Genomic DNA, 24,630 nt, shown 5'->3' on the forward strand with positions numbered 1-24,630 from the left:
GCCACGCGGAACACCGGACGGCGGGCTAGCCGGATTCCGCGACTCGGGGCACCAGCGTCGGCGAGCCCACGACCGTGCCCTTCCCCCCGGTCCCCTCGCCCTTCACCCCGACGGCCTCCGGCTTCGTCCCGGATGACGACCCGCCGTCCTGCGACCGTGCCTCCCCGGCCGCCGCCGGCAGCTCGACCACGACCGTCAGGCCCGCCCCCGGCTCGGTCTCGATCCGCACCTCGCCCCGGTTGGCGGCCACGCCCGCCCACACGATGGCCATGCCCAGCCCGCTGCCCGTGGCCGCGCCGGCGCCGGCGCCGCCCGCCGTACCGTTCGCACCGTGCTCCCGCGCGGCCCGGAAGAAGCGGTCGAAGATGCGCTCGGCGTCCTGCGGCCGCATCCCCGGTCCCTCGTCGCGCACCCGCAACACGACCCGCCACTCCCCGCCGTCGTCCTCACCCCCGCTTTCGGACACCGACACGTGCACGGCCGCGGACACCGGCGTATGCGTCCGCACGTTGGCCAGCAGATTGCCGACGATCTGGCGCAGCGTCGTCTCGTCGGCCAGCGCCACACACGCCTCCGGTGTGTCCACATGCACCGGCCGGTCCGGTTGCTGCGCGCTCAGGTCGGCGACCGCGTCGCGCACCACGCCCACCAGGTCGATCGGCCGCGACAACAACCGGGGGCGCTGGTCCAGCCGGGCCAGCGCCAGCAGTTCGTCCACCAGCCGGGCCATGCGCTCGGCCTCGGCCGCCATCCGGCCCAGGGCCCGGGTGCGCTCCTCCTCCGACACCAGCATGCCCTTCTCGTACAGCTGCAGGTAGCCGCGAATCGCCGCCAGCGGCGTCCGCAGCTCGTGTGACGCGTCGGCCACGAACCGCTTGAGGTGCGACGCCGCGTGCTCGCGGATCTCGAACGCCGACTCGACCTGCTGCAACATCGCGTTCAACGCGGTCCGCAACTGCTCGACCTCGCTGAACGAACGTTTGCGCGTACCCACTCGCGCGGACAGGTCGGGCCGGTCCGGACCGCCCTCGGCGATGCCCGACGCGGTCTCGACCATGTCCTCCAGGGGTCGCAACCGCCACCGGGCACCGAAGTACATGAACGCGCCCAGCAGCACCAACAGTGCGCCTCCGGCCAGCAGTTCGAAGTGGACCACCTTGTCCACCACACCGTCGACGTCCTCGGTCGAGCGGGCCAAGAGGATGTAGTTGCCGTCGCCCAGGCGTGCCGAGACGACCCGGTAGGGCTCGCCCGCGAGCGAGATGGCGCGCGGTTCGTCGTGCCACGAGGGGTCGCCCGGCTCGCGGACCACCGCTGCCAGGGCCCGCTGCAGGGCGTCGGGCGCCCGGACGCCCACCGGCAGGGCGGTGCCCCGCGCGTCCACCACCGCGAAGGTCTTGCCGTCGAGGCCGGCCGACATCAGCGCCTCACGAAGGCTCGCGGTCGAGGACAGCAGGGACAACTTCGCCATGTCGATGCCGACCCGCTCGATGCCGGTCCGGCCCGCGGTCAGGTCCTCGTCGACCCGGGACTCCAGGTAGTGCCGAATGCCCATCATGCTGAACCAGATCAGCAGCGCCAGTCCGATCGCGAGCACCGCGATGCTGCTCAGCGCCAGGTGCGCCCGCATGGCGACGATGTGCGGACGCTGCCGGGCCCGGCGCAGGAACCCCCGCCCCCGCGAACCCGGCGGAACGATCTCGTCGCAGCTCTCTGTTCCGCGCCCGCCGCTCATGCCCCGCGGTCCGCCGTCCGGCGCAGCCCGTAGCCCACACCCCGCCGCGTGGTGATCAGCGGCGGCCCGTCCGGCACGAGCGGGTCGAGCTTGCGGCGCAGGTAGGAGATGTACGTCTCCACCACCGTCGACTCCACCACGTGCTCGTACCGCCACACCTCGCGCAGCAGTTGCTCCTTCGGCACGATCCGGTCGCCGTGCCGGATCAGGTGGCGGAGCAGCGCGAACTCGGTCGGGGTCAGCTCCACGCCGCGACCGCCCCGGCGCGCGGTGTACGTCGCCTCGTCCAACTCCAGGTCGCCGTGTCGCAGTACGGGCGGCGGCGGGGGCGGCGGCGTGCTCTCGTCCGGCGTCGGCCGGGTGCGCCGCAGCACCGCACGCGTGCGGGCGACCAGCTCGTCGACGTTGAACGGCTTGGTGATGTAGTCGTCGCCGCCGAGGGTGAGCCCCTTGACCACGTCGGCGGGCGAGTCCCGGGCGGTGAGGAACACGACCGCGATCTCCGGTCGTTCGGCGCGCAGCACGCGGCACACCTGGCGTCCGTCGCCGTCGGGGAGCGAGATGTCGAGGAGCACCACGTCGGGCCGCGCCGTACGGGCCGCGGCCAGCGCCGCGTGCACACCGTCGGCCGTGACCACCTCGAACCCGTGGAAGCGCAGGGTGATCGCCAGGACGTCGGCGATGCTCGGCTCGTCCTCGACGACCAGGACCGTGGCGCCCGCGCGCTGCTGGCTGCTGCTCATGTGCCCAGTATCCGGGGGAAGTTTGCGGAACCCCATGGGACAGCTTGAGAGCTTCCTGTGAGTCGACCGTGCGCCCGCCGAGCGACCCATCGCGCCGAACCAGTCTGGGCCCAGGACGCACGACCGGGCCGCGAGGCCCACACGAGGAAGGAATCGACCATGGCCGCCTGGGCGCGATGGTGTCTCAAACATCGGTGGACGGTGCTGCTGCTGTGGGCGGCCGCGCTGTTCGGCACGGTCGCGGCGAGCGCGGCCGCGGGCAGCGCGTACTCGAACGTGTTCAAGATTCCCGGGACCGAATCCTCGACCGCGTACGAGCGCCTGCAGAAGGCCTTCCCCGACGCCTCCGGCGATGTGGACAACGTGGTGTGGCAGACCGAGCGGGGCAGCGTGCACGACGCCGCGGTCCGCGACCGGATGACCGCGCTGCTCGCCGACATCGCGCGGATGCCCGACGTCGGCCGGGTGGTCGGCCCCTACGACGCGGAGGGCGCCGGCCAGGTCAGCAAGGACGGCCGGATCGCGTTCGCCCAGGTCACCTTCGTCAAGCAGCAGTTCGAGTTGGAGACCGGAAATCTCAAGGACCTGATCGACCGCGCCGAGGCGGCTCGGGCGCCCGGACTGCGCGTCGAACTCGGCGGACCCGCGATCGAGGCCGCTCAGGAACCGCCGGCCGGACTCGCCGAGGCGGTGGGTGTGGTCGCGGCGGGCATCATCCTCTTCCTCGCCTTCGGGTCCCTGTTCGCGATGCTGCTCCCGCTGATCAGCGGGGTGTTCGCGGTCGGTACCGGGATCGCGTCGGTGATCCTGCTCAGCCACGTCACCGACATCCCCGAGACCGCGACGCTCCTCGGCAGCCTGATCGGGCTCGGCGTGGGCATCGACTACGCCCTGTTCATCGTGACGCGGCATCGCAACGGCCTCAAGGCGGGCCTCACGCCCGACGAGGCGGCGGTGCGGGCGCTGGACACCTCGGGCCGGGCCGTGGTGTTCGCCGGCGGCACGGTGTGCGTCGCGCTGCTCGCGCTGTTCACCGTCGACATCACCCTGTTCGACGGCATCGCGATCAGCACCACGCTCGTCGTGGTGCTCACCGTGCTCGCCTCCTCCACGCTGCTGCCCGCGCTGCTCGGCCTGCTCGGCCCGCGTGTGCTCAGCCGCCGCGAACGCCGGCAGTCGGCCGAGCGGTCCGCGGCCGGCACAGCCCTGCCGAGCGAGGAGGTCGGGCGCACCGCCGCGCGCTGGGCCCGCCTGGTGCAGCGTCGCCCCCGCACCCTGGGTCTGGTCGCGCTGGTGGTCATGGGGCTGCTGGCGATCCCGGCCCTGTCGCTCCGGCTCGGCGCCAACGACCAGGGCAATCAGCCCACTTCCCAGACCGTGCGACAGGCCTACGACATGCTCGCCGAGGGCTTCGGTCCGGGCTTCAACGGGCCGCTGCTGATGGTCGCCGAGCTGCACGGTCCGCAGGACCGGCAGGCGCTGGACACGCTGATCGCCGACGTCCGCCGCACCCCCGGCGTGGTGCGCGTAGTCGAGGCGCCGGTGCCCGCCGACGCCGGCGGCCTCGCCGCCCAGACCCGGGCCATCCAGGTCGTGCCGTCGACCTCGCCGCAGGCCGAGGCCACCGACAAGCTGATCGACACCCTGCGCGACCGCACCGTGCCCGCCGCCGCCGAGGGCAGCACGCTGAAGGTGCACATCGGCGGCGAGACCGCGTTGCAGAAGGACTTCGCCGCCGTGGTCGGCGACCGTATGCCGGGGTTCATCGCCCTGATCGTGGGGCTGGGCGCGCTGCTGATGCTGATCGCCTTCCGCAGCGTGCTGGTACCGCTGACCGGCGCGCTGATGAACCTGATCGCCGCGTGCGCGTCGTTCGGCCTGCTGGTCGCGATCTTCCAGTGGGGCTGGGGGATGGACCTGCTCGGGCTGGGCAAGGAGGGGCCGATCATCTCCTTCCTGCCGGTCATCATGCTGCCGCTGCTGTTCGGGTTGTCGATGGACTACCAGGTGTTCCTGGTCAGCCGGATGCACGAGGAGTGGCTGCACACCGGCGACAACGCCCGGGCGGTACGCGTGGGTCAGGCCGGCACCGGGCGGGTGATCAACTCGGCCGCGCTCATCATGATCTTCGTGTTCTCCTCGTTCGTGCTCAGCGGCGACCGCGGCGCGATGATGGCCGGGCTCGGCCTGGCGGGCGCGGTCGCGCTGGACGCGTTCATCCTGCGCATGTTGCTCGTCCCCGCCCTGATGCATCTCCTCGGCCGGGCCAACTGGTGGTTGCCCGGATGGCTCGACCGGGTGTTGCCGCACGTGGCGGTGGACCCGCCCGAGCGACCCGTCGGCGACTCGCCGGGCACCAAGGAGGACCCGCGCGAGGAGATGGTTCCGGCCGGTCGATAGCGGACCGGATCCGGCCGGCGCGCCCGCGTCGGCGCCGGTCCGAAAATCGCCCGCACGTCCGGCAATCGGGCGTGCGGGCTCGGTCACGACCGGCCGACGAGGGCCCCGGATTGGAGATCCGCCGGCTTGTTGTTACCTTTGAAGCAGCTCGGTCGCTGATGCATCCCCCGTCTTCAGCGGCCGGGCCCTTCGATTTTCCGGGCCTTTTCCGCTTTCGGGCCGCGCGTTTTCCGCAGCGACCGGCCGGAATTTCTTCGCCGTTCCACGGTGAATTCTCCGCATTCGTCGGTCGCTGCCCCGGTCGTATTCGGCGTGCCGCCGGACCGGGGTGTCGCGGTACCGCGGGTTCAGCGCTGAGCGGTCGCCGACCCCGCACGGAGCAGCTTGTTCAGGCCGTCCTTGGAAGCCAACTCGGCCACCGCGGACCAGCCGTCGAGGCTCTTGGCGGTGCGCACACGCGGGCTGTCGCAGCGGCCCTCGGTGTCCTTGGGCTCGACCGCGCAGGTCACCCGCAGCGTGGTGCCGCCGGGCTGGAGCACGCTCATCACCAGCAACAGCGGGTCGGGCGTGGGGTTTCGGTAGTAGACCCGACCCCAGGCCTCCGAGCCGTCGCGCTCGACACAGGTCTGCGCCCGGACGCCCTTGGGACCGTCGATCGCCTTGCCGCACACGCTCTCCGTGCCGGCGGCCGGCGAAGTGGGCGCGGGAGTCCCGGACTTGGTGGCGGGCTTGCCGCCGAGTAGCTCCAGCAGTCCGGCCGAGCCGGAACGGTCGCCCTCGGCGACACCGTTGCCGAAGTCGGCGGCCTTGTTCGCGCTCGGGCGGGTACTCGGTCCCGAGTCGGCGGTGTGGCGGCCCTTGTCCGAGCCCACCGAGTCCGCGGAGGCGGCGGCGAGCGGGACGACGAGGCACAGGCCCACGACCGCGCCCAGGGCCACGGTGCGGACGTGACCGGTGCGTGGGCGCTGCATGGTGTCTCCTAGCGCGCGAAGCCCCCTTCCACATCCGGCCCGACGAGCGGGACTTCGGTGCGGAACGGGGCCGGAATGATCGGCGCGCCGAGCCTATCGCGCCGCCACGACGTGCAGCGATCACCACATGTTGCGGTTACGCCACAACGATCACTCCACCGCGTGACGGCGCGCCCTTTTCGCACCCGGGTTCGGGTTCCGCGGATCGGGCTGTACGGATCGGCCGGTACGGATCAGGCTCTGGGCTCGGCGTGTTGGCAGGTGTCCACCAGCGTGCGGACCAGGTCCGCCACGGCGGGCAGCCACGGCCCGCCCGCCGTCGGATCACCCGACGGCGCCGGTGGTCGGGCCCAGCGCAACTGGCCACCCTGCACCCGCGACGGCGGCAGCGCGAGATAGCCGCCGTCGCCGTGGAAGCGCAGGGTCGAGGGCACCATGCCGTACCGATCGAGCCCGTATCGGTCCAGCAGGTCGCCCAGTTCGCCCAACTCGTAGGGCTCGACCAGGAACGCGTAGCGGCCCGGCGCGGCGACGACCGGTCCGGCACGCACACCGAGCCGGGCGAGTTGGTCGAGCGAGCGGGCACCGGCTTCCGACGGCACACTCAACGCCGCCACCCGCCCACCCGTCGCCAGGATCACCGACGCGTCCGGTGACTGCTGCCACCACCAACGCGCCATTCGTTCGTCACAGGTGGCCGCGAGCAGGGGAGGTTCACCCGGATGGGCGCCCGGCACGCGGCAATCGGTCGCACCACATCGACACACGCCCGACCAGCGGTCGTATCCGACGCCGGGAACCACGGGCCAGCGCCATCTCGCACACGTCAGCACGGCCGACATCAGTGCGGTGCGTTCCCTCCGTCGTCTTCCGAGGATCTCGCGCAGCATGCGCTCGTTCCTTTCCGTGAACGTGGAAGCACTATGCGTGATACTCAGGTACTCCGCAGCCGACCATGACGAGGCCGCTTGGCGGCACATGGCGCGAGGTGGCGCAGGGGTGGCGAATTACGGCGCCCGGTACGGGTGTTGCCCTCGCGAACCGGCCCCGAGGCGGGAGATGGGGGCTCCCGAGCGGACCGTTGTGCCATCCGTTGCTGCGGTTTGCGCTGCGGTTGGGTCGGTTGGTCTCTGCCTGCGCCGGCACCGCGTCCGAATCGACACCGCGCCTGTTCCAGCACTCCTCACCGAGGACGACGAACGGCCGGCCCTCGGAGGTTCCGCAGATGTCACGAGACCGCGATCACAGGATCTCCTGGAGCATACCCGCGATGTGGCTCCCTTCCGTTGTACCCCCATCCCCTCGGACCTTCACGCCGCCGCGCCGCGGCGTTGGGCAGTACGGGTGGAACCCGCGCCATCCGGATCAATGGCGAGCGACTCGTAGGATCACGCCATGGCGGAGCACACGACCGGCACACCGACCGGCGACACGGCAGTGGTGATCCCGGCATACGACGAGGCACGGCGGATCACGGCCACGGTCGACGCGGCGCGCTCGATCACGGGCGTGGATCTCGTGGTGGTGGTGGACGACGGGTCCGCGGACGATACGGCCGGGCTCGCCCGGGCGGCCGGCGCGGTGATCGCCCGGCACGGCCGCAATCGCGGCAAGGCCGGGGCGATGGAGACCGGCGCCGCCGTGGTCGCCGCGATCGACCTGCGCGAGGGCCGGGAGCACCCGCGTCACCTGCTGTTCCTGGACGCGGACCTGGAGGGTACGGCCGCCGCCGCGGCGGCGCTGGTCGAGCCGGTGCGGGCCGGCAGGGCGGCGATGACCATCGCGGTGTTGCCGCCGCAGGCGCGGGCCGGCGGCGGGCACGGGTTCGTGGTGCGCGCCGCCCGGGACGGGATCGCCCGGGCCAGCGGGTTCGCCGCGACCCAGCCGCTGTCCGGGCAGCGCTGTCTGACCCGCGAGGCGTTCGAGGCGGCGCTGCCGCTCGCGGACGGGTTCGGCGTGGAGACGGGGCTGACGATCGACTTGGTCCGCGGGGGGTTCGCGGTCGAGGAGGTCGAGGTGGAGTTGCACCACCGGGTCACCGGTACCGACTTCGCCGCGCAGCGCCATCGGGCCCGGCAGTACGCGCACGTGGCCCGCGCGTTGGCCGCGCGGGGCGCTGCCGGGGCGCTGCCCGGGGCGATCCGCGGGCGTGGCTGAACCGGTGACCGCACGGCGCAACCAGGCACGTCGGCCGTCGATGTTTCACGTGGAACACCCGTTTGGGTGTATCGCGCTCGGCCTGTGCGCGCTCGCGGTCGGCCTGCTCGTGCTGACCGGGCTGCTCGGGCCCTCCGCCGCCCAGCCGCCGCTGCCGGGCGGGCCGTCGTGGTTGCCGCCGTATCGGTTCACCGCCCGTCCCGCCGCCGGTACGGTCACCGGGCTGCTGCTCGCGTCGGCCCTGCTCGGCGCGCTCGGCCTGGGTCTGGCGCTGCGCGAACTCGGGCGCGGCTGGGCGCCGGACCCGGGTCGGCTCACCGTCGGCGGGGCGGTGGCCGCGCTCGCGGTGGTGTGCGTGCCGCCGATGGGCTCGGCCGACCACCTGGTCTACGCCGCGTACGGCCGACTCGCGGCCACGGGCGGCGACCCGTATCGGGACACCGCCGCGACGCTGGTGCGCGACGGGGATCCGGTCGGCCGCGCGGTCGAGGCGCCGTGGACGGACGTGCCGTCGGTGTACGGGCCGGTGGCCACGGCCGAGCAGTGGCTCGCCGCCCGGCTCGGCGGCTCCTCGGTGCACACGATCGTGCTGGTGCTGACCCTGCTCGGCGCGGCGGCGTTCGTACTGACCGGGCTGCTGCTCCAGCGGGCGGCCGGCACCGATCGGGCGGCCCGGGCGCGGGTGGCGATCCTGTGGTCGGTCAATCCGCTGCTGTTGTTCGTCGCGGTGGGCGCCGGCCATCTGGACGCGTTCGCGCTGGTGTTCGCGGTGGGCGCGCTGCTCGCGGTGCGCCGCTCGCCCGTGCTCGCGGGGGTCCTGGTCGGCCTGGCCTGCGCGGCGAAGGTGTCGCTCGGGTTGTACGTCCTCGCCCTCGCGTGGGGCCTGCGCGGGCGTCCGCGCGCGCTCGCGGCGCTGCTCGGCTCGGCGCTCGCGGTGGGGGTGGCGACCTATCTGCCGGTCGGGCTCGGCGCGTTCGACCAGATGCGGGAGAACACGAAGCTGGTCTCGCTCGCGGTCCCGCTGCGGCTGGTGCTGAAGCCGATGGAGTCCGCCTTCGGGCGCGACCCGGCGCGCTCGCTGATCGGGCTGCTCGGCTGGGTGCTGGGCGCGCTGGTGGTGTGGCTGCTGGCCCGCACCGCCGCCCGGGCCCGGCCCGCGGCGATGGACGACGTCCTGCGCGACAGTGCCGCCGCGGCCGCGTTGTTGTCCCTGGCCTGGCTGCTGACCACCCCGTACAGCCTGCCCTGGTACGACGTGGCCGCGTGGGCGCCGCTGGTGCTGCTGGCCCCGTCCGCGCTGGACTGGCTGCTCCTGGCCCGCACCACGCTCCTGGTGTGCGCCTACGTCCCGGGCCGGGTGGTCCCGCTGCCGGACGTGGTGGACACCCTCCAGCGCACCGTGCGCGGCACCGTCGGCCCGTGGGCGGGCGCGGCGATCCTGGTCGCGGTGGTGCTGGTCAGTCGACGCGCGGGCGGGCCTCCACGGCCGCGATCACCGCGATCGCCAGCGGTGCCGCGATCGTGAGCGCCACCGCCGGGATCTGGATGCCGGAGTCGTTCACCGCGTAGCCGACCACCGCGGTCACCCAGCACGCGATCAGCGTCGAGCGCAGCCACGGCACCGCCGCGAAGGCCCGGGCCAGGGCCGGCGCGCGCCACGTGAGCGGATCGCGCACGGCGAGCACGAGCAGGACGAACGCCACCGGGATCAGCAGCGTGAACGGCGTGGTGAACGAGTGCAGGTTGCCCATCACCTTGCGGTGGAGCGTGTCGCCGGCGGCGCCGTCGACGACCTCCTGGACGAAGCGGCCCAGGTGCGAGCGGCTCGCCGCCGGGCGCCGCCAGTCCAGCACCGCGATGACACCGATCACCACGACCGCTCCGAGCGCGACCAGGCCGACCCTGCCCCAGGAGATCCGGGTGCCGGTGAGCAGCAGGCCGAGCACCGCCAGGCCGGGGATCAGCGCGAGCACGCCGCCGAAGTCGCTGCCGAACGCGGGCCATCCGTCGGCCAGGACCGCCACGGCCCCGACCACCGAGAGCACCACGACCGCCGCCCGCCGCCGGCCGGCCGCGAGCAGGTGTGCCGTGGGCCACGCGACGGCGAGCACGACGGCCATCGCGAAGATCGTCCAGGCGACGTTGCCGAAGCCGTAGAAGCGGCCCGCGACCAGCGGGGACAGCCCGAACAGGGTGTTCATCTGGAGTGGTGAGCCGAGCATCACGTCGGCCGCCAGGATCACCGCGGTGGCCGCGGCGACCGCGCCGGCCGGGCCGTACGGATGCCGGCGCCACGGCCCGAGCAGCGCGCCGGCGGTCAGCGCGGCGGCAAACGCCACGGTGAGCCCGAGCAGCGCCCACGCCGGGTCGCCGCTCTTCTCCCACGGCACCAGCCCGACCAGGAAGGACCCGCCGGGGATGGCGCCGAAGAACACCCCGATCCCGGTCGCGACGCGTATCACCGCGGCGCGCGCCCGGGTGCGCCCCCGGCGGCCGAACCGCACGGCGAGCCACAGCGCCACGGCCGCGCAGACGAGCGGCAGCAGGGTGATCCAGGTGAAGAAGTACCAGACCTCACGCACCGTGCGTGACGCCTGCGCGCCCACGTCGAACAGCCCCAGCTCGTCGATCGCGCTTTGCCCGGAGGGTCCGGGGACGCGCGTGTACACCGCGCCGACCAGTTCGCTCGGCGCGTCGATGCCCAGCGGCGCGAGCAGGCTCGGGGCCAGGTCGGTGAGCTGGACCATGCCGTCGTCGCGGGTCGAGGTCGCGGTCAGGTAGCCGGAGTCGAAGGCATGACTTGTCGAGGTGCCGGGCCCCGACACGAGCAGCGCGCGCAGGTGCGGGGTGCCGGTGTCGTCGGCGAGGCCGGCCACCACGAGCTGGGTGCGCGGCGGCAGCAGGGCGGCGATCCGGCCCACCTGCGTGTCCACCGCCCGCAGCCGGTCGGCGCGCGCGATCCCGGGGCCGGTCAGGCCGCCGAGGTCGACCAGGGTCAGCGCGGAGCGCTCGATCAGCGCGGTGTCCACCGCGGCCGGGTCGGGCCGGTAGTCGGCGCGCACCCGACCGGTCGGGTCCGCGCTCGCGTAGGCCGCGCCGGGGCCGACCGCGGTGACCGCCCCGCCGTGCTCGGCGACCGAGGCGGCGAGTTGCCCGAAGCGGGGGTTGTAGCCGAACGAGTCGTTGCGCTTGACGATCGCGCGCATGTTCGGCACGGTCGCCGACCCGTCCGGGGCGAGCGTCGGCGGCAGCGGCTCGGCACACGGCTCGGCGCTCTTCGCGCTGGTGCGGTTGTCCGTCGAGCGTGCCCCCGCGCCGGTGGTGAGCCACCCGTCAACGGGACACGCACGCGGGTGCACGGTCCGTACCGACATCGCGGCCGAGGTCGAACGACCGGCCAGCGCGGCCAGCGCCGGGGTGTCCCGGCCGTCGATGTCGGCCCAGCTCAGCCCCGGGATCCCGAGCAGGACGACATGGTCGGCGCCGGCCGCCCGGGCCGGCGCGGCACCGGCCTGCGCGGGCAGCGCCGCGAGCGCGATCAGCGCCGTGAGCGCGGCGACAAGCAACCGGAGGGGACGAGCGATCACGGGTGCCTGCTCCTCGACGTACGCGGCCTACACGGGGATGAATGGTCGCCCCAGGCTATGCGTCGCCGTCCGCCGCCACGCTCAGGGCAGCAGGCCGGCCGCGTACGCCGCCGCGGTCGCCGCGCCCATCACCACCTTGACCGGGCGGCCGAGCGTGGCCGCCGCGGCGGCCACGTCCTCGTACTCCGGCTGGGCGTTGACCACCCGGCCCTCGAACATCGCGGTCTTGACCCGCACCGGCAATCCCTCCACCCGGACCGTGCCGAACTCGCGGTCCAGGGCCCGCTTCGCCACCGGCACGATCCGCGCGCCTATCGTCGAGGTCTCCACGAACACCGTGTGCAGCGCCGCGTCCACCCGATCCGCCGGGACCAGGACACACAGGGTGTGTGCGGGCCGGCCCTTCTTCATCAGGATCGGCACCAGCCACGCGTCGCCGGCGCCGATCGCGAGCAGTTTGCTCAGCACCGCCGGCCACAGGCGCGGGTCGAGGTCGTCCACGTTCGTCTCGATCAGCACGTCCTCGCCGGCCGGTCGCTCCCGCTCGACCGCGTAGCGCTCGCCGAGCACGACCCGCAGGATGTTCGGCACCTCCTCGACCCGCCGACTGCCCGCGCCGGTCCCGTCGGCGGTGATCCGCAGCGCCGGCAGCGGCCCCCAGGACCGGCAGACCGAGGTGAGCAGGGCCGCCCCGGTGGGCGTGCACATCTCGTACGGCGCCGGGCCCGCGTACACCGGAGCCGCGGCCATCCGCATCAACTCCAGCACGGCCGGCACCGGGACCGGGAGCACCCCGTGCGCCGCCCGCACGCTGCCGCTGCCGAGCGCGACCGGCGAGCCGACCGCCTCCTCGATTCCGAGCGCGTGCAGCGCCGTGCACGTACCGACCACGTCGGCGATCGCGTCGAGCGCGCCGACCTCGTGGAAGTGCACCTCCTCCGGCAGGCACCGGTGCGCCCGGGCCTCGGCACGCGCGAGCCGGTCGAACACGTCGTGCGCGCGCTCGTGCACGGGCTCCGGCAGATCGGCACGATCGAGCAGCACCCGTACGTCGTGCCAGGTGCGGTGCACGTGGGTGTGCACGGCCTTGACCCGGGCGCGGGTGGCCGCGATCCCGTGTCGATCGGTGCGCTCGGCCGTGATCAGGATCGGTTCGACGCCCACCGCGTCGACGGCTTGCTGGACGGCCTCCAGCGGGGCGCCGGCGTCGATCAGGGCCCCGAGCAGCATGTCGCCGCTCGCACCGGCCTGGCACTGAAACCATGCGATGGCCAAGCGGATACCTCCCGTCGCGGCCACTTTCGCAGCCGTCGGGGGGTCCTGCCGGAAAAACGGTGAAGCGACCGAAAGCGACCGGTTTCTTGCCTTTGCCGGTGCATTTTGCCGCGCGGTTGGCGGTGCGCCCGAAATTCGTATTCCCGCCGAACATTCGGATACCGACTACGGCGTCGCGCCGCCTGGCTTCGGACCGGCGGCACGCGCGACCCGGGCGGCGAACACGCCCGCGCCGAATCCGTTGTCGATATTGCACACCGCGACCCCGGGCGCGCACGAGTTGAGCATCGCGAGCAGCGCGGCCAGTCCGCCGAAGGAGGCGCCGTAGCCCACGCTGGTGGGCACCGCGAGCACCGGTACCGAGACCAGGCCCGCCACCACGCTCGGCAGCGCACCCTCCATGCCCGCGACCACCACCAGGCAGTCCGCGGCGTCGAGTTCGGCGTGCACCGCGAGCAGTCGGTGGAGGCCGGCCACGCCCACGTCCTCGATCCGCTCCACCTCGGCGCCGAACAGCCGCGCGGTGAACGCCGCCTCGCCGGCGACCGCCACGTCGGAGGTGCCCGCCGAGACCACCCGGACCAGGCCGCGCGTGGCGGGCGGCTCGCCCACCGCGACACACGTGCCGCTGTCGTCGGTGTACGCCTCGCCGGGAAACGCCGCGTACACCGCGTCGACCACGGCGGCCGACGCGCGCGTCGCGAGCGCCGGACGCCGACTTGCCGCACGCAGCCGGTGGAACAGCGCGACGGTCTGCTCCGGGGTCTTCCCGGCCGCGAAGACCACCTCGGGGTCTCCGGTGCGCAGTTCCCGGTGGGTGTCCACCCGGGCGAAGCCGAGATCGGCGAAACCCGCCGTCGGCGCCCGTACGAGGTCGTCGAGCGCCTCGTCCACGCCCGCCTCCCCGGCGGCCACGCGGTCGAGCAGTTCCCTCACCTCGGCCCGGTTCACTGCCCCGATCGTAGCCTCGACCCCGAACAGCCCTGCCACGCGCACCCGTTGCGGCCGCGCCGGCAGCCGGTCAGGAGACCGGGACCAGCGCGTCCTTGCGCCAACGCAGCGTCTTCTCGAAGCGCAACACCGCACCGCGCCGGGGATGGTTGCTCAGTTGCACGTGATCGGTCATCGCCCGGATCAGCATCAGGCCGCGACCGTTCTCCGCGCCCGGGCCGACCATCGCCGACAGACCGCGCAGGCGCTCCACGGGGAACCCCGGGCCGCCGTCGATGATCTCGACCCGACAGCAGTCACCGGTGATACCGGCCCGAATCTGGTAATCCGCATACGGTCCGCCCCTGGCGTGCTCCACGACATTCGCGCATGCCTCGGACAGGGCGAGGCCGATCTCCATCGCGATCTCGCGATCCACCCCCGCCGTCTCCATCGCGCCGACAAGAAGTCTGCGCGCCATCGGCACGCTCGCCGTATCCCGTGGCAGGTGGACAGTCCACCTCATGTCCATGAGCGGCCTTTCGACATCTCCGGAACTGCGGCCGAATCCGGCCCATCGCATCGACGGGCAGGGCACACCTGTGTTTTATTGCCGCCGGTCGGTCCCGGTATGCGCAGCTCGCGCGATCGGTCGTCAATACGCTGTAAAGACGATTCGTTCGGCCGCATCGCGCGGACCTCGCGGGCCGTCGGGTCCGGGCTCGGCCGCCCGTCGGGGCGCACGGGAAGTTTTCGGCCCCGGGGTCGAAGGCGCGGCGCGCGATGAGACGATGGGGCGTCATGCAGGCCGTGTCCGTACCTTTCCGCGCTGTGCGCGCCGCCGTGTTCTCGGCGGTCTGCGCCGCGCTCGCGGCATGCGGTCACGCGTGGATGTCGACCGAGCCGCTGCCGCTGTGGGCGCCGGTCGCCGGCTTCGGCGTGGTGTTCGTGTCGGCCTTCGCCGGCGCGGGCCGACAACGCTCGTTCGGCTCGATCACCGCGCTCCTCGCGGTCGGCCAACTCGCGCTGCACACCCTCTTCGCCTACGCGGCCGCCGCCCGGGCAGTCGGGACGGCCGGCGCCGACGGCTCGACGTCGAGCGGTCTGCTCGACCGGCTCCTGTGCGGGCCCCGGGACTCGGCCGGGCACGTCCCGCTGCCGGCCGGCTGGACGCCCGAGGCGATCGTGCGCAGCAGCCGGGTGGATCCGACGCTGTTCACGAGCGAATCGGCCGGCGGTCACCACCACATGTCCGGCTCCGGGCCGATGTTGCTCGACGGCGGCACCGGCATGTTGTGCGCGCACCTGGTCGCGGCCCTGCTCACCGGCTGGTGGTTGCGGCGCGGCGAGGCCGCGCTGTTCGCCCTGATCACGCTGGCGTCGGCGCCGCTGCGGGTGGTACTCGCGGTGTTGTTCGGCCCGGTCGTCCCGGTTGCCGCGACCCCGGGCCGGGCCCGGCGCACCGGTGCGGCGGCGGACCCGGCCACGGATCAGATTCTGCTCCGGCACGCGGTGACCCGGCGCGGGCCGCCGGTGGAGTACGCGCTCGCCTGCTGATCCCGCCCCACCGGGTGCCGGATCGGCGGTGGCGCGCGTCCGCCTTCCCGTCGTCCCCACCCGTACCGCGGGGTGCCCTCGTGCGCCCGCGGCCGGATCATCCATGGAGCAGACATCCCATGACCATGTCCACCACGCGTCGCCGCCTGTCCGTGATCGCCGCCTCGGCCGGCGCCGGCGTACTGCTGTTCGCCGGCTCCGCCGCCGCGCACGTGAGCGTGCAGCCGGGCACCGCCGACCAGGGCTCGTACGCCAAGGTCGCCTTCCGGGTCCCCAACGAGCGCGACGACGCGGGGACCACCAAGCTCGAGGTCACCCTGCCCGCCGACAAGCCGCTCACCTCGGTGCAGACCCGGGCGATGCCGGGTTGGAAGGCCGAGGTCGAGAAGACCAAGCTGACCACCCCGATCGACAACCACGGCAAGCCGCTCACCGAGGTGGTCTCCAAGATCACCTGGACTGCGGACGCCGGCACCCGGGTCAACCCGGGCACGTTCGAGGACTTCGAGGTGTCCATGGGCAAGCTGCCCACCGACACCGACAAGCTGGTGTTCAAGGCGGTGCAGACGTACGACAGCGGCGAGGTGGTGCGCTGGATCGACCTGGCGGGCGCCGACGGCAAGGAGCCGCAGTACCCCGCGCCGGTGCTCAAGCTCGCCGCCAAGTCCGGCGCCACGGCACCCGCCGCGGCCCCGGCGACCAAGCCCGCCGACGGCAAGGCGAGCGTCGCCGCGGTGGCCGAGGACAAGAGTGACGACTCCACCGCGCGCACCCTGGGCGTGGTCGGCATCGTGGTCGGCGTGCTCGGCCTGGGCGCCGGTGTGTTCGCCGTCCTGCGCGCGTCGCGGCGCCCCGGCTCGGCCTGATCCTCGCGGTCCCGCCGCGGACCGCGGTCGCCACCGCGGTCCGCGGCGGAGATGTCCCGGCCCGGGTCGCCCCGCACGGATGTGCTCCGTGCCCGCGACCCGGGCCACCGGGCCCGCACCGACGCCGGACGCGTCGGGCACGAGCCCCCGGCAGCAACGACCTGGAGAACGATGAGCAACGCAAGCAAGTCCCTCGGCCGGGGCCGCCGCACCGGTCTTCGCCTCGCCGCCCTGGCCGCGGCCGGGCTGCTGCTCGCCACGGGCTGCGGCGATTCCGGCAAGAGCGACAGCGGCGCCCCGGTGAAGGTGCGCGAGAGCAAGTCCAAGTACAAGGGCATCGCGGTCGACCCGCCGTGGACCAAGCCCGAACTCACGCTGACCGACACCTCGGGGCAGCCGTACGACTTCCGGGCCAAGACGGCCGGGCGCACCACCCTGCTCTACTTCGGCTACACGCACTGCCCGGACGCGTGCCCCACCGTGATGGGCGACATCGTGCGCGCGCTCGGCAAGCTGCCCCCGCAGGACCGGGCCACGGTCGACGTGGTGTTCGTGACCACCGACCCGGAGCGGGACACCCAGGCGGCCCTGCGCGAATGGCTCGACTCGCTGGACAAGTCGTTCGTCGGACTGACCGGCCCGTTCGACAAGATCCAGGCCGCGGCCCGCCAGGTCGGCGTCTCCATCGAACCGGCGACCACCGGCCCCGACGGCAAGGTCGTCAGCACCCACGGCACCCAGGTGATCGCGTTCGGCCCGGACAACCAGGGCCCGGTCATGTACAGCGCGAGCAGCGGGCTGACCCCGGACGGCACGCCGAACGGCAACTCGTCCGACGACTTCGCGCACGACCTGCCCCTGCTGATCCACCCCGAGGACACCAAGAAGTGAAGCTCTTCCCCCTCCCCCGCAAGGCCGTCCCCCTCGCGGTCGGCGGTGTGCTGGCGCTCGGGATCGGCGGCGTGCTGGTGGCCTGCGCCGACTCCGGCTCCTCCTCGTCGACGAAGACGGACGAACGCAAGACCGCCGCGGGCGCCGCCCAGGGCGCGCCCCGGCTGCGCGTCGTCGACCCGTACATCCCGCAACCCTCCTCGGCGGACGTCGCGGCGGGCTACCTGATCGTGCAGAACGACGGCGACACGGCCGACCGGCTGCTCTCGGTGGCCAGCCCGCTCTCCGGCGAGGTGATGCTGCACCAGACGAGCGGGAACTCGATGCAGCACGTGCCGGGCCTGGACGTGCCCGCGCACGGCAAGGGCGTCCTGGCCAGAGGCGGCAACCACATCATGTTCATGAATCCGAACAAGTCCGTGAAGAAGGGCGACACCGTGCCGCTCACGCTCACGTTCCAACACACCGGACCGGTCACCATTCAGGTGCCGGTGCTCGGGGTGACCGAACGGCCCGGCGACGCGCCGGCCCCGGGTGCGTCCGCGCCGGGCGCATCGGAGGCCGGCACGCCCGCCGCGCCGCCCGCTCCGGCGACGGGCACGCCCGCGGAAGACCACACGGGTCATGCGGGCCACTGACCCGGCCGGGCGACCGGTCCCGGCGTCGGCCCCGCCCCCGGTGCGTGGCGGGGGCGGCCGGCGGGTGCTCGCGTGGGTGCTCGCGCTGCCCGTGCTGCTCGCCGCGCTCGTGCTCGGCGGCGCCGGGGCCGCGTCGGCGCACGCCGTCCTGGAGTCGTCCAACCCGGCGTCCGGGTCGACCCTGACCGCCGCGCCGGCCTCGGTCACGCTGAGGTTCAGCGAGGGCGTGGAGACCGGGCTCGGCGGGGTCAAGGTGTTCGACCCGAGCGGCACCCGGGTGGACAACAACCAGACCAAGCACGGCCCCGACGGCGACACCACCGTGGTCGCCCCGCTCCGGGGCGGCCTGCCGACCGGCACCTTCACCGTCGCCTGGCGCGCGGTCTCGGCCGACTCGCACCCGATCTCCGGCGCGTTCACGTTCAATATCGGCCAGGCCTCGGGCGGGGTGAACGTCGGCGATCTGACCGACGACGGCTCCACCGCGACCGACGTGCTGGAGCGGGCCGCGACCGGGGTCGCGTACCTGTCCTTCGCGGTGCTCGGCGGCGCGGTGTTGTTCCTGCTGATCGCCCGGCCCGCCGCGATGGGTCGGTTCCGGGTCTGGCTGCTCGTGTCCGGCGCGTGGGGCGGGCTGCTGCTGTCCTCGCTCGCGGTGCTGATGCTGCACGGCCCGAACGCGTCCGGCCTCGGACTGTCGTCGGCGTTCGACGCGGACGTGTTGCGCGCCACCCTGGACACCAAGTTGGGCAAGGCGATCGCGGCGCGGGTGTTGCTCCTGGGCGCCGCCGGCGCGCTGCTCGGCTGGTTGATCGCCGCGCTCGCGGACGCCTCCGTGCGCACCCGGAGGATCGTCGTCGGCGGCTGGGCGCTGTTGTGCACCGCGATCGCGATCACCTGGCCGATCGCCGACCACGCGTCGGTGGGCCGTCAGGTGGAACTGGCCATGGCCGCGGCCGTCGTGCACCTGCTGGCGATGTCCACCTGGCTGGGCGGGTTGGCGATGGTGGTCACGCTGGTGGTGCGGCCGGGCGATCCGGCGCCGGGCACCGGGCTCGACGTGCCCTCGGTACGGGTCTTCTCCCGGACCGCGTTCGTGTCGGTGTGCGTGCTCGTGGCGACCGGGCTGTACGCGGCCTGGCGGCAGGTGGGTTCGTTCGCCGCGCTGTTCGACACCACGTTCGGTCTGCTGCTGGTGTTCAAGGTCGACCTGGTGCTGCTGATGCTGGCCGGTGCCTGGGTGTCCCGGCGCTGGCTGATGCGGCACATCGAGGCGACGGCCGGCCGGTCCCCGATCGGCAAGGGCGCGGCGGGCGGCCCGAAGTGGGCGGTGTTGCGCAAGGCGGTGGTGATCGAGGCCGCGCTGGCCATCGCGGTGCTCGGGGTCACCACGGTGCTCACCGACACCGAACCGGGCCGCACCGCGCACGAGCGCAAGCAGGTGGAGGCGGCGGGACCGGTCAGCCGCAGCGTCCCGTTCGACGCCGGCGGCGCGGCGGGCAAGGGCAGGCTCGACATCACCGTCGACCCGGCCCGGGTCGGTCCCAACGAGTTGCACATCTACCTCGCCGACCCGATCGGACAGATCCGCGAGGTCGAGGAGTTGACCGTGTCGATGGCGCTGCCGGGCAAGGGCATCGACGGCGCCGACGTCCAGGTGCGCCGGGGCGGTCCCGGGCACTGGCTGGGCGATCTGTCCATGCCGATGGCCGGTCGCTGGGAGTTGTCGTTCGCGATCCGTACCTCCGATGTCGACCGGATCACCGTGACGGTGCCCGTGGAGGTCAGGTGAGGCACGTACGCCGGATCCTGCTGCTGTGTGTCGGGGTGTTGCTCTGCCTGGCGCCGGCCCGCAGCGCGGTGGCGCAGGAGTTGTCCGGCCAGGGGCCGAGCAACTTCCACACCGTGATGACCTCGCCGGGCGATCTCGCGCCGGGCCTGACGGTGCGGGTGATCGAGAACGGGGCGCGCATGCAGGTGCGCAACACCGGTCCGCAGGATGTGATCGTGCTCGGCTACATGAGCGAGCCGTTCCTGCGGATCGGCCCCGACGGGGTGTTCGAGAACCGCCAGTCCCCGGCCGTGCCGCTCAGCAGCGAGCGGTGGGGCTCGGTCGACGAGAAGTCGAACCTGCAACCGACCGGCGCGCCGCAGTGGCACCGGATCTCCGCCGAGCCGGTCGCGCGCTGGTACGACCAGCGGGTGCACTGGATCGTGCAACAGCGTTTGCCACCGCGGGTGATGGCCGATCCGGACCGGGCGCAGAAGGTCCAGTCCTGGACCGTGCCCATGCGGATCGGCGACCGCGAGGTGGCCGCGACCGGCGAGTTGCGCTGGGTGCCGGGGCCGAGTCCGTGGCCGGGCATCGCCGGCTCGATCGGGCTCGCGGCGCTGGTGTTCGCGGCGGCGTGGCTGCCGCCGGTCCGGCGCCGGGCCCTGCTCGGCTACGGCCTGCTCGCGGGGGTGGTGGCGGCGGCGAGCGTGCTGCACCCGGCCCTGGTCGCGGGCGCTCGGGCGGGCGGGGCGGGGGCGTGGGCGACCGCCTTCCTCGACGGCAACCTGCTGCAACTGTTGTCGAGCGCGGTGGCGTTCGCGGGCGCGGTGCTGCTGGTGCGGCGCCGGATGGGCGGGGCGTGGTTGGCCGCGCCGGCGCTCGGCGTGCTGGCGTTGCGGGTGGCCGGGTACGACCTGCCGGTGTTGTGGCGCTCGTCGTCGCCGTTCGTGGGCGGCATCGGGCTCGATCGCACGCTGACCGTGCTGGTCCTGGGCGCCGGGCTCGGCACGGCGCTGGCCCTGGTCGTGGAGGTGCGGCGCGGATCGCACCGGGCGGCGCCGGCGGACGCGGGGGCGCCGGTCGACTCCGCCGAACCGGCCGTGGCGGCGACGAACGTGTCCGATGCGCCGGTCGGCGCGCGCGGCGCGGTGGAAGACGTGGTGGAACCTGTGAGGGACGACGTGATGAGCAGCCCCCGAAATCGAACGAGCGACTCCTCCGATCGAGCGAGCGGGTCGCCCGACGGAGCGGACCCGTCCGCCGAGCGAGCGAGCACCGGCGCGGACGTCTCGCGGCGTCGTTTCGTCGGTGTCGCGAGCGCGGCCGGCGCGGGCGGCCTGGTGGTCGGCGCGACCGGCGGCGCGGTGGCGTTCGCGGGCGAGTCCGGCGACGACGGCGCCCCGGCGATGACCCGGCTCGGTGCCACCGTGGTGCCGTTTCACGGGAAACATCAGGCCGGCATCACCACCCCGGCCCAGGCCAAGGCGGTCTTCTTGGCCTGGGACCTGGAGCCGGGCGCGGACCGGGCCGCGGTCGCCGCGCTGATGCGGCGCTGGTCGGACACCGCCGCGCGGCTCACCGCCGGGCAGTCGGCGCCCGGCGACGACCAGGTCGCGGCGGACGCCGGGGCCTGCTCGTTGACCGTCACCTTCGGGTTCGGCGCGAGCCTGTTCGACAAGCTGGGGCTCGCCGCCCGGCGACCCGCGGCGCTCAAGCCGCTGCCGCCGTTCCCCGACGACGCGCTGGACCCGGCCCGCAGCGGCGGCGACCTGTTCGTCCAGGTGTGCGCGGACGACGGCCTGGTCGCCTTCGGCGCGGTCCGCGCGTTGCAGAAGCTGGCCAAGGGTGTGGCCCGGATCCGCTGGCAGATGAACGGCTTCGCCCGCTCACCCGGCGCCACGGCCAAGCCGATGACGCACCGGAACCTGATGGGGCAGATCGACGGCAGCAACAACCCCAAGCAGTCCGACCCGAAGTTCGACGAGAAGGTCTTCGTCGGCGCCGCCGGGACCGAGCAGAGCTGGCTGGTCGACGGCTCCTACGTGGTCTTTCGCCGGATCCGGATGTTGCTGGACGCCTGGGACGGCATCGACAAGGCCCATCAGGAGCGGGTGATCGGCCGGAGCAAGGACACCGGCGCACCGCTGACCGGCGGCGGCGAGCACAGCGCGGCGGACTTCGGCAAGCGTGGTCCCGACGGCGAGTTGGTGATCACCGCCAACGCCCACATGCGCGTGGCTGCGCCGGAGTTCAACCGGGGCGCGACGATGCTCCGCCGCGGCTACTCCTACCACGACGGCTTCGGCACCGACGGCACGCCGGACGCGGGGTTGCTGTTCGTCGCGTGGCAGCACGACCCGGACGACGGCTTCGTGCCGATCCAGCGCAAACTGGCCCGGGGCGACGCACTGTCCCCGTTCCTGCGGCACGAGGCGAGTGCGATCTTCGTCGTCCCGCCGGGGTGCGCCCCGGGCGGATACGTCGGTCAATCCCTGTTGGAGGGCTGATGCCGAGGCGTGCGGAGCCGATGTCGAGGCGGCATCGCCGGTGGGTCGGGGCGCTCGCCCTGCCGTTCCTGCTCACCGGCTGCGGGAGTTGGGGCGCGGAGGGCGGGCCGGGCTCCTACATGAGCGAGGCCGAGGCGACGGCCGCCGCGTCCGAGGGTGTCGCGGCGCTGGGCGCCGACGGTGTGCAGCGGATCGTCTTGCGGGTGGACGACAAGCTCCGCTTCTCGCCGTCGGTGATCCGGGCCCGGACCGGGCCGCTGGTGATCACCCTCGCGGACACCGGGATCACCCCGCATCAGATGATCCTGCCCGGCGGTGCGCCGGTCGCGCCGTCGGAGGGCGGCACGTCGCAGGACATCAAGCTGAGCTTCGGCAAGGCGGGTTCGTACACCTTCAACTGCATGTATCACGTGGGCAGCGGCATGGCGGGCACGATCGAGATCACCGAGTAGCCGCCGCGATCCCGTTCGGTGCGCTTCGGTGCGCGGCGCCGCGGCCGGGTGTCGCGACCGCGGCACCGCCGGGGTGCGCCGCGCGGGCGCGGGTCGCCCTCAGGGGATCAGCACGATCTTGCCGGTGGTGCGGCCCGCCTCGGCCGTCTCGTGCGCCTTGACCACCTCGTCCAGCGGGAAGGTCTCGGCGACGATCGGGCGCAGCTCGCCCGCCTCCGCGAGCTCCGCCAACAGGGCCAGCCGGGTGGGGTTCGGGTCCAGGTCGACCGTGATGCCCCGGACGCCGGCCGCCTCGGCCTTGGCCGCGGTGGCGTCGGCCGCGGGCGGGTTGGTGATGTTGAGCAGGATGCCGCCGGGCCGCAGCGCGGCCAGCGAGCGGTCCTCGTACTCGCCGCCGATCAGGTCCAGGACCACGTCGACGTCGTGTACGGCGGTGCCGAAGTCGACGGTGGTGTAGTCCACGACCTCGTCCGCGCCCAGCTCGCTCAGCAGGGCGTGCTTGGCCGCGCTCGCGGTGCCGATCACGTACGCGCCGCGCGACTTGGCGATCTGTACCGCCAGGTGCCCGACGCCGCCCGCCGCCGCGTGGATCAGCACCCGCTGACCGGGACCCACCTGCGCGACCTCGACCAGGGCCTGCCAGGCGATCGAGCCGGACAGCGGCAGGGCCGCGGCGTGCTCGTGGTCGAGGGTGCTCGGCTTCCGCGCGAACGAGCGCTCCGATGCCGCCACGAACTCGGCGTAGCCACCGGCCAGATGCGGAAAGTCGGGGATGCCGTACACCTCGTCGCCGACCGCCAGGCGCGAGACGCCCGCGCCGACCGCGGCGACCACGCCCGATACGTCCCAGCCGAGCGTGAACGGCGGCACCAGCCACATGCCGCCGGCCCGGATCTTGGTATCGATGGGGTTGACCCCCGCGGCGCGCACTTCGACCAGTACCTCGCCGGGTCCGGGCGCGGGTATCCCGGTCTCGATCACGCGCAGAACCTCGGGTCCGCCGAGCGTGTCCTGGTGTGCCTTGCGCATCTTCGCCGTCGTGTCGATCGTGTTCGTCGTCATGCGGCAAGCATCGACGTGGCGGTCACCATTGTGAAGAAGGCACCTTCCTGGTACCTGGGTACCTCATGCATACCCCTCCCGACCTGCGCCCCTTCGGTGGCGCCGACGTCTACCTCAGCGACTGCGCCTCCCGCGCCGTACTCGACCTGATCGCGAACAAGTGGGTCGCGCTGGTGGTCGGGGCCCTCCACCCGCAGACCCTGCGCTACGCGGAGCTGCGCCGGCGGCTCGGCGGGATCACCAAGAAGATGCTCACCCAGACCCTGCGGGACCTGGAGCGGCACGGCCTGGTCCGCCGCACGGTCTATGCCACGGTGCCGCCGCAGGTCGAATACTCGCTCACCGAACTCGGGACCAGCGTGAGCGGCCTGATGGCGGAGATCCGCAACTGGTCCGAGAGCCACATCGACGAGATCGCGGCGGCGAAGCTGGCCTACGCGGAGGCGGAGGCGCACCGGGTCGAGGCGCTCTGAGTCGACATGCGCCGAGGATCCCCCCGCCGCGACCGACGGCGGGGGATCCTCGGCTCGCGGCCGGTCGGGCTAGCGCTTGGGCGTCCGGGCCCGGCGTACGTTCACCTCGGACTCGACCGGCTTCGCCAGCACGCCGCCGACCAGGCGCGACAGCGCGGACAGGAAAATCGCGCGTTCGTCCTCGGGCAGCGTGCCCAGTACCTCGTCGTGCACGCCGTCGACGATCCCGCGCCCGGCCCGGATCAGGTCGCGGCCGGCGTCGGTCACCACGATGATCCGCGCCCGGCGGTCGCTCGGCGCGGGCCGTCGCTCGGCCAGCCCGGCCCGCTCCAACTCGTCCATCGTGACCACCATCGTGGTCTTGTCCAGGTCGGACAGTTCGGCCACCTGGGCCTGGGTCAGGTCGCGGTCGACCGCGTGCACGAGCACGCAGTAGTTGCGCGGCGAGACGTCGATGGCCGCGAGGGCCGCCGCCAGCCGGGTGTTCAACACGTGCCCGGCGTGCACGACCATGCCGGTCACATCCAGGACGGTGGGGGCAAGGGGCTCGGTGGTCATGCGATCAGCGTAACAAGATAGGTAGGCCGACAGATTGTTTCGTAATAGATCTCT

Annotated in this window: 21 protein-coding genes; 11 read left to right on the top strand and 10 right to left on the bottom strand. The window is 73.3% G+C overall.

Features of this window, described 5'->3' with window-relative positions:
• Nucleotides 1–25 precede the first annotated feature (25 nt).
• Both ACMXN5_RS15855 and ACMXN5_RS15860 read right to left on the bottom strand, forming a co-directional pair.
• The gene (locus ACMXN5_RS15855) at nt 26–1,735 is read right to left on the bottom strand and encodes a sensor histidine kinase (RefSeq protein ID WP_439675819.1); all 1,710 of its coding nucleotides are present in this window, start codon (nt 1,733–1,735) and stop codon (nt 26–28) included.
• Entirely contained in the window at nt 1,732–2,478 is a 747-nt protein-coding gene (locus ACMXN5_RS15860; protein ID WP_439675820.1) for a response regulator transcription factor, read from the bottom strand. Before ACMXN5_RS15860 ends, ACMXN5_RS15855 begins: the two co-directional genes overlap by 4 nt.
• Nucleotides 2,479–2,637: 159 nt before the next feature.
• Here ACMXN5_RS15860 and ACMXN5_RS15865 point away from each other — a divergent pair, with 159 nt between their 5' ends.
• Nucleotides 2,638–4,878, top strand: coding sequence for an MMPL family transporter (locus ACMXN5_RS15865; protein ID WP_439675821.1), 2,241 nt, complete (start codon nt 2,638–2,640; stop codon nt 4,876–4,878).
• A 347-nt stretch (nt 4,879–5,225) separates the two neighbouring features.
• On the opposite strand, the gene ACMXN5_RS15870 is transcribed toward ACMXN5_RS15865, so the two are convergent.
• Nucleotides 5,226–5,849, bottom strand: coding sequence for a hypothetical protein (locus ACMXN5_RS15870; protein ID WP_439675822.1), 624 nt, complete (start codon nt 5,847–5,849; stop codon nt 5,226–5,228).
• Between the two features lie 233 nt (nt 5,850–6,082).
• Nucleotides 6,083–6,829: a bifunctional DNA primase/polymerase gene (locus ACMXN5_RS15875; RefSeq protein WP_439675823.1), complete on the bottom strand. Its 747-nt coding sequence runs from the start codon at nt 6,827–6,829 to the stop codon at nt 6,083–6,085.
• A 415-nt stretch (nt 6,830–7,244) separates the two neighbouring features.
• Here ACMXN5_RS15875 and ACMXN5_RS15880 point away from each other — a divergent pair, with 415 nt between their 5' ends.
• Nucleotides 7,245–8,006, top strand: coding sequence for a glycosyltransferase family 2 protein (locus ACMXN5_RS15880; protein ID WP_439675824.1), 762 nt, complete (start codon nt 7,245–7,247; stop codon nt 8,004–8,006).
• A gap of 49 nt (nt 8,007–8,055) precedes the next feature.
• Nucleotides 8,056–9,531, top strand: coding sequence for a glycosyltransferase 87 family protein (locus tag ACMXN5_RS15885; RefSeq protein ID WP_439675825.1), 1,476 nt, complete (start codon nt 8,056–8,058; stop codon nt 9,529–9,531).
• On the opposite strand, the gene ACMXN5_RS15890 is transcribed toward ACMXN5_RS15885, so the two are convergent.
• The 4 genes from ACMXN5_RS15890 to ACMXN5_RS15905 form a co-directional block, all read right to left on the bottom strand.
• Entirely contained in the window at nt 9,464–11,593 is a 2,130-nt protein-coding gene (locus ACMXN5_RS15890) for a hypothetical protein (RefSeq protein WP_439675826.1), read from the bottom strand. The two genes, ACMXN5_RS15885 and ACMXN5_RS15890, sit on opposite strands and share 68 nt — an antisense overlap.
• 81 nt (nt 11,594–11,674) lie before the next feature.
• Complete coding sequence (larC, locus tag ACMXN5_RS15895) at nt 11,675–12,868, bottom strand: nickel pincer cofactor biosynthesis protein LarC (RefSeq protein ID WP_439675827.1); 1,194 nt, start codon at nt 12,866–12,868, stop codon at nt 11,675–11,677.
• 165 nt (nt 12,869–13,033) lie between these two features.
• The gene (larB, locus tag ACMXN5_RS15900) at nt 13,034–13,819 is read right to left on the bottom strand and encodes a nickel pincer cofactor biosynthesis protein LarB (protein ID WP_395795729.1); all 786 of its coding nucleotides are present in this window, start codon (nt 13,817–13,819) and stop codon (nt 13,034–13,036) included.
• Between the two features lie 70 nt (nt 13,820–13,889).
• Nucleotides 13,890–14,330 carry an ATP-binding protein gene (locus ACMXN5_RS15905; RefSeq protein WP_439675828.1) on the bottom strand — a complete coding sequence of 147 codons (441 nt, stop codon included), beginning with the start codon at nt 14,328–14,330 and terminating at the stop codon, nt 13,890–13,892.
• A gap of 299 nt (nt 14,331–14,629) precedes the next feature.
• Between ACMXN5_RS15905 and ACMXN5_RS15910 the strand changes: the two genes are divergently transcribed.
• The 7 genes from ACMXN5_RS15910 (at nt 14,630) to ACMXN5_RS15940 (ending at nt 22,483) form a co-directional block, all read left to right on the top strand.
• Nucleotides 14,630–15,355, top strand: coding sequence for a hypothetical protein (locus tag ACMXN5_RS15910; RefSeq protein WP_439675829.1), 726 nt, complete (start codon nt 14,630–14,632; stop codon nt 15,353–15,355).
• A 119-nt stretch (nt 15,356–15,474) separates the two neighbouring features.
• A complete protein-coding gene (locus ACMXN5_RS15915) occupies nt 15,475–16,221 on the top strand; it encodes a YcnI family copper-binding membrane protein (RefSeq protein WP_439675830.1) in 747 nt (248 codons plus the stop codon).
• A gap of 171 nt (nt 16,222–16,392) precedes the next feature.
• On the top strand, nt 16,393–17,112 hold the full coding sequence (locus ACMXN5_RS15920) for an SCO family protein (RefSeq protein WP_395795733.1): 720 nt from the start codon (nt 16,393–16,395) through the stop codon (nt 17,110–17,112).
• Complete coding sequence (locus tag ACMXN5_RS15925) at nt 17,109–17,750, top strand: copper chaperone PCu(A)C (protein ID WP_439675831.1); 642 nt, start codon at nt 17,109–17,111, stop codon at nt 17,748–17,750. Before ACMXN5_RS15920 ends, ACMXN5_RS15925 begins: the two co-directional genes overlap by 4 nt.
• Nucleotides 17,737–19,542 carry a copper resistance CopC/CopD family protein gene (locus tag ACMXN5_RS15930; protein ID WP_439675832.1) on the top strand — a complete coding sequence of 602 codons (1,806 nt, stop codon included), beginning with the start codon at nt 17,737–17,739 and terminating at the stop codon, nt 19,540–19,542. Before ACMXN5_RS15925 ends, ACMXN5_RS15930 begins: the two co-directional genes overlap by 14 nt.
• Nucleotides 19,543–20,708: 1,166 nt before the next feature.
• Nucleotides 20,709–22,031, top strand: coding sequence for an iron uptake transporter deferrochelatase/peroxidase subunit (gene efeB / locus ACMXN5_RS15935; protein WP_439678017.1), 1,323 nt, complete (start codon nt 20,709–20,711; stop codon nt 22,029–22,031).
• Complete coding sequence (locus tag ACMXN5_RS15940; protein WP_439675833.1) at nt 22,031–22,483, top strand: hypothetical protein; 453 nt, start codon at nt 22,031–22,033, stop codon at nt 22,481–22,483. Before efeB ends, ACMXN5_RS15940 begins: the two co-directional genes overlap by 1 nt.
• Before the next feature lie 99 nt (nt 22,484–22,582).
• Here the strand turns inward: ACMXN5_RS15940 and ACMXN5_RS15945 are convergent, their stop codons facing one another.
• A complete protein-coding gene (locus ACMXN5_RS15945; protein WP_439675834.1) occupies nt 22,583–23,545 on the bottom strand; it encodes an NADP-dependent oxidoreductase in 963 nt (320 codons plus the stop codon).
• 65 nt (nt 23,546–23,610) lie between these two features.
• Between ACMXN5_RS15945 and ACMXN5_RS15950 the strand changes: the two genes are divergently transcribed.
• On the top strand, nt 23,611–24,018 hold the full coding sequence (locus ACMXN5_RS15950) for a winged helix-turn-helix transcriptional regulator (RefSeq protein ID WP_380003244.1): 408 nt from the start codon (nt 23,611–23,613) through the stop codon (nt 24,016–24,018).
• A 69-nt stretch (nt 24,019–24,087) separates the two neighbouring features.
• On the opposite strand, the gene ACMXN5_RS15955 is transcribed toward ACMXN5_RS15950, so the two are convergent.
• Complete coding sequence (locus ACMXN5_RS15955) at nt 24,088–24,576, bottom strand: MarR family winged helix-turn-helix transcriptional regulator (RefSeq protein ID WP_439675835.1); 489 nt, start codon at nt 24,574–24,576, stop codon at nt 24,088–24,090.
• Between the last annotated feature and the right edge of the window lie 54 nt (nt 24,577–24,630).

The organism is Embleya australiensis (assembly GCF_051903075.1).
Lineage (GTDB): Bacteria > Actinomycetota > Actinomycetes > Streptomycetales > Streptomycetaceae > Embleya.

Coding starts and splice junctions, on each gene's coding strand:
- ACMXN5_RS15855 (WP_439675819.1), bottom strand. CDS start 1,735: ATGAGCGGCGGGCGCGGAACAGAGAGCTGCGACGAGATCGTTCCGCCG.
- ACMXN5_RS15860 (WP_439675820.1), bottom strand. CDS start 2,478: ATGAGCAGCAGCCAGCAGCGCGCGGGCGCCACGGTCCTGGTCGTCGAG.
- ACMXN5_RS15865 (WP_439675821.1), top strand. CDS start 2,638: ATGGCCGCCTGGGCGCGATGGTGTCTCAAACATCGGTGGACGGTGCTG.
- ACMXN5_RS15870 (WP_439675822.1), bottom strand. CDS start 5,849: ATGCAGCGCCCACGCACCGGTCACGTCCGCACCGTGGCCCTGGGCGCG.
- ACMXN5_RS15875 (WP_439675823.1), bottom strand. CDS start 6,829: ATGTGCCGCCAAGCGGCCTCGTCATGGTCGGCTGCGGAGTACCTGAGT.
- ACMXN5_RS15880 (WP_439675824.1), top strand. CDS start 7,245: ATGGCGGAGCACACGACCGGCACACCGACCGGCGACACGGCAGTGGTG.
- ACMXN5_RS15905 (WP_439675828.1), bottom strand. CDS start 14,330: ATGGACATGAGGTGGACTGTCCACCTGCCACGGGATACGGCGAGCGTG.
- ACMXN5_RS15915 (WP_439675830.1), top strand. CDS start 15,475: ATGACCATGTCCACCACGCGTCGCCGCCTGTCCGTGATCGCCGCCTCG.
- ACMXN5_RS15920 (WP_395795733.1), top strand. CDS start 16,393: ATGAGCAACGCAAGCAAGTCCCTCGGCCGGGGCCGCCGCACCGGTCTT.
- ACMXN5_RS15930 (WP_439675832.1), top strand. CDS start 17,737: ATGCGGGCCACTGACCCGGCCGGGCGACCGGTCCCGGCGTCGGCCCCG.
- efeB (WP_439678017.1), top strand. CDS start 20,709: ATGAGCAGCCCCCGAAATCGAACGAGCGACTCCTCCGATCGAGCGAGC.
- ACMXN5_RS15940 (WP_439675833.1), top strand. CDS start 22,031: ATGCCGAGGCGTGCGGAGCCGATGTCGAGGCGGCATCGCCGGTGGGTC.
- ACMXN5_RS15945 (WP_439675834.1), bottom strand. CDS start 23,545: ATGACGACGAACACGATCGACACGACGGCGAAGATGCGCAAGGCACAC.
- ACMXN5_RS15950 (WP_380003244.1), top strand. CDS start 23,611: ATGCATACCCCTCCCGACCTGCGCCCCTTCGGTGGCGCCGACGTCTAC.
- ACMXN5_RS15955 (WP_439675835.1), bottom strand. CDS start 24,576: ATGACCACCGAGCCCCTTGCCCCCACCGTCCTGGATGTGACCGGCATG.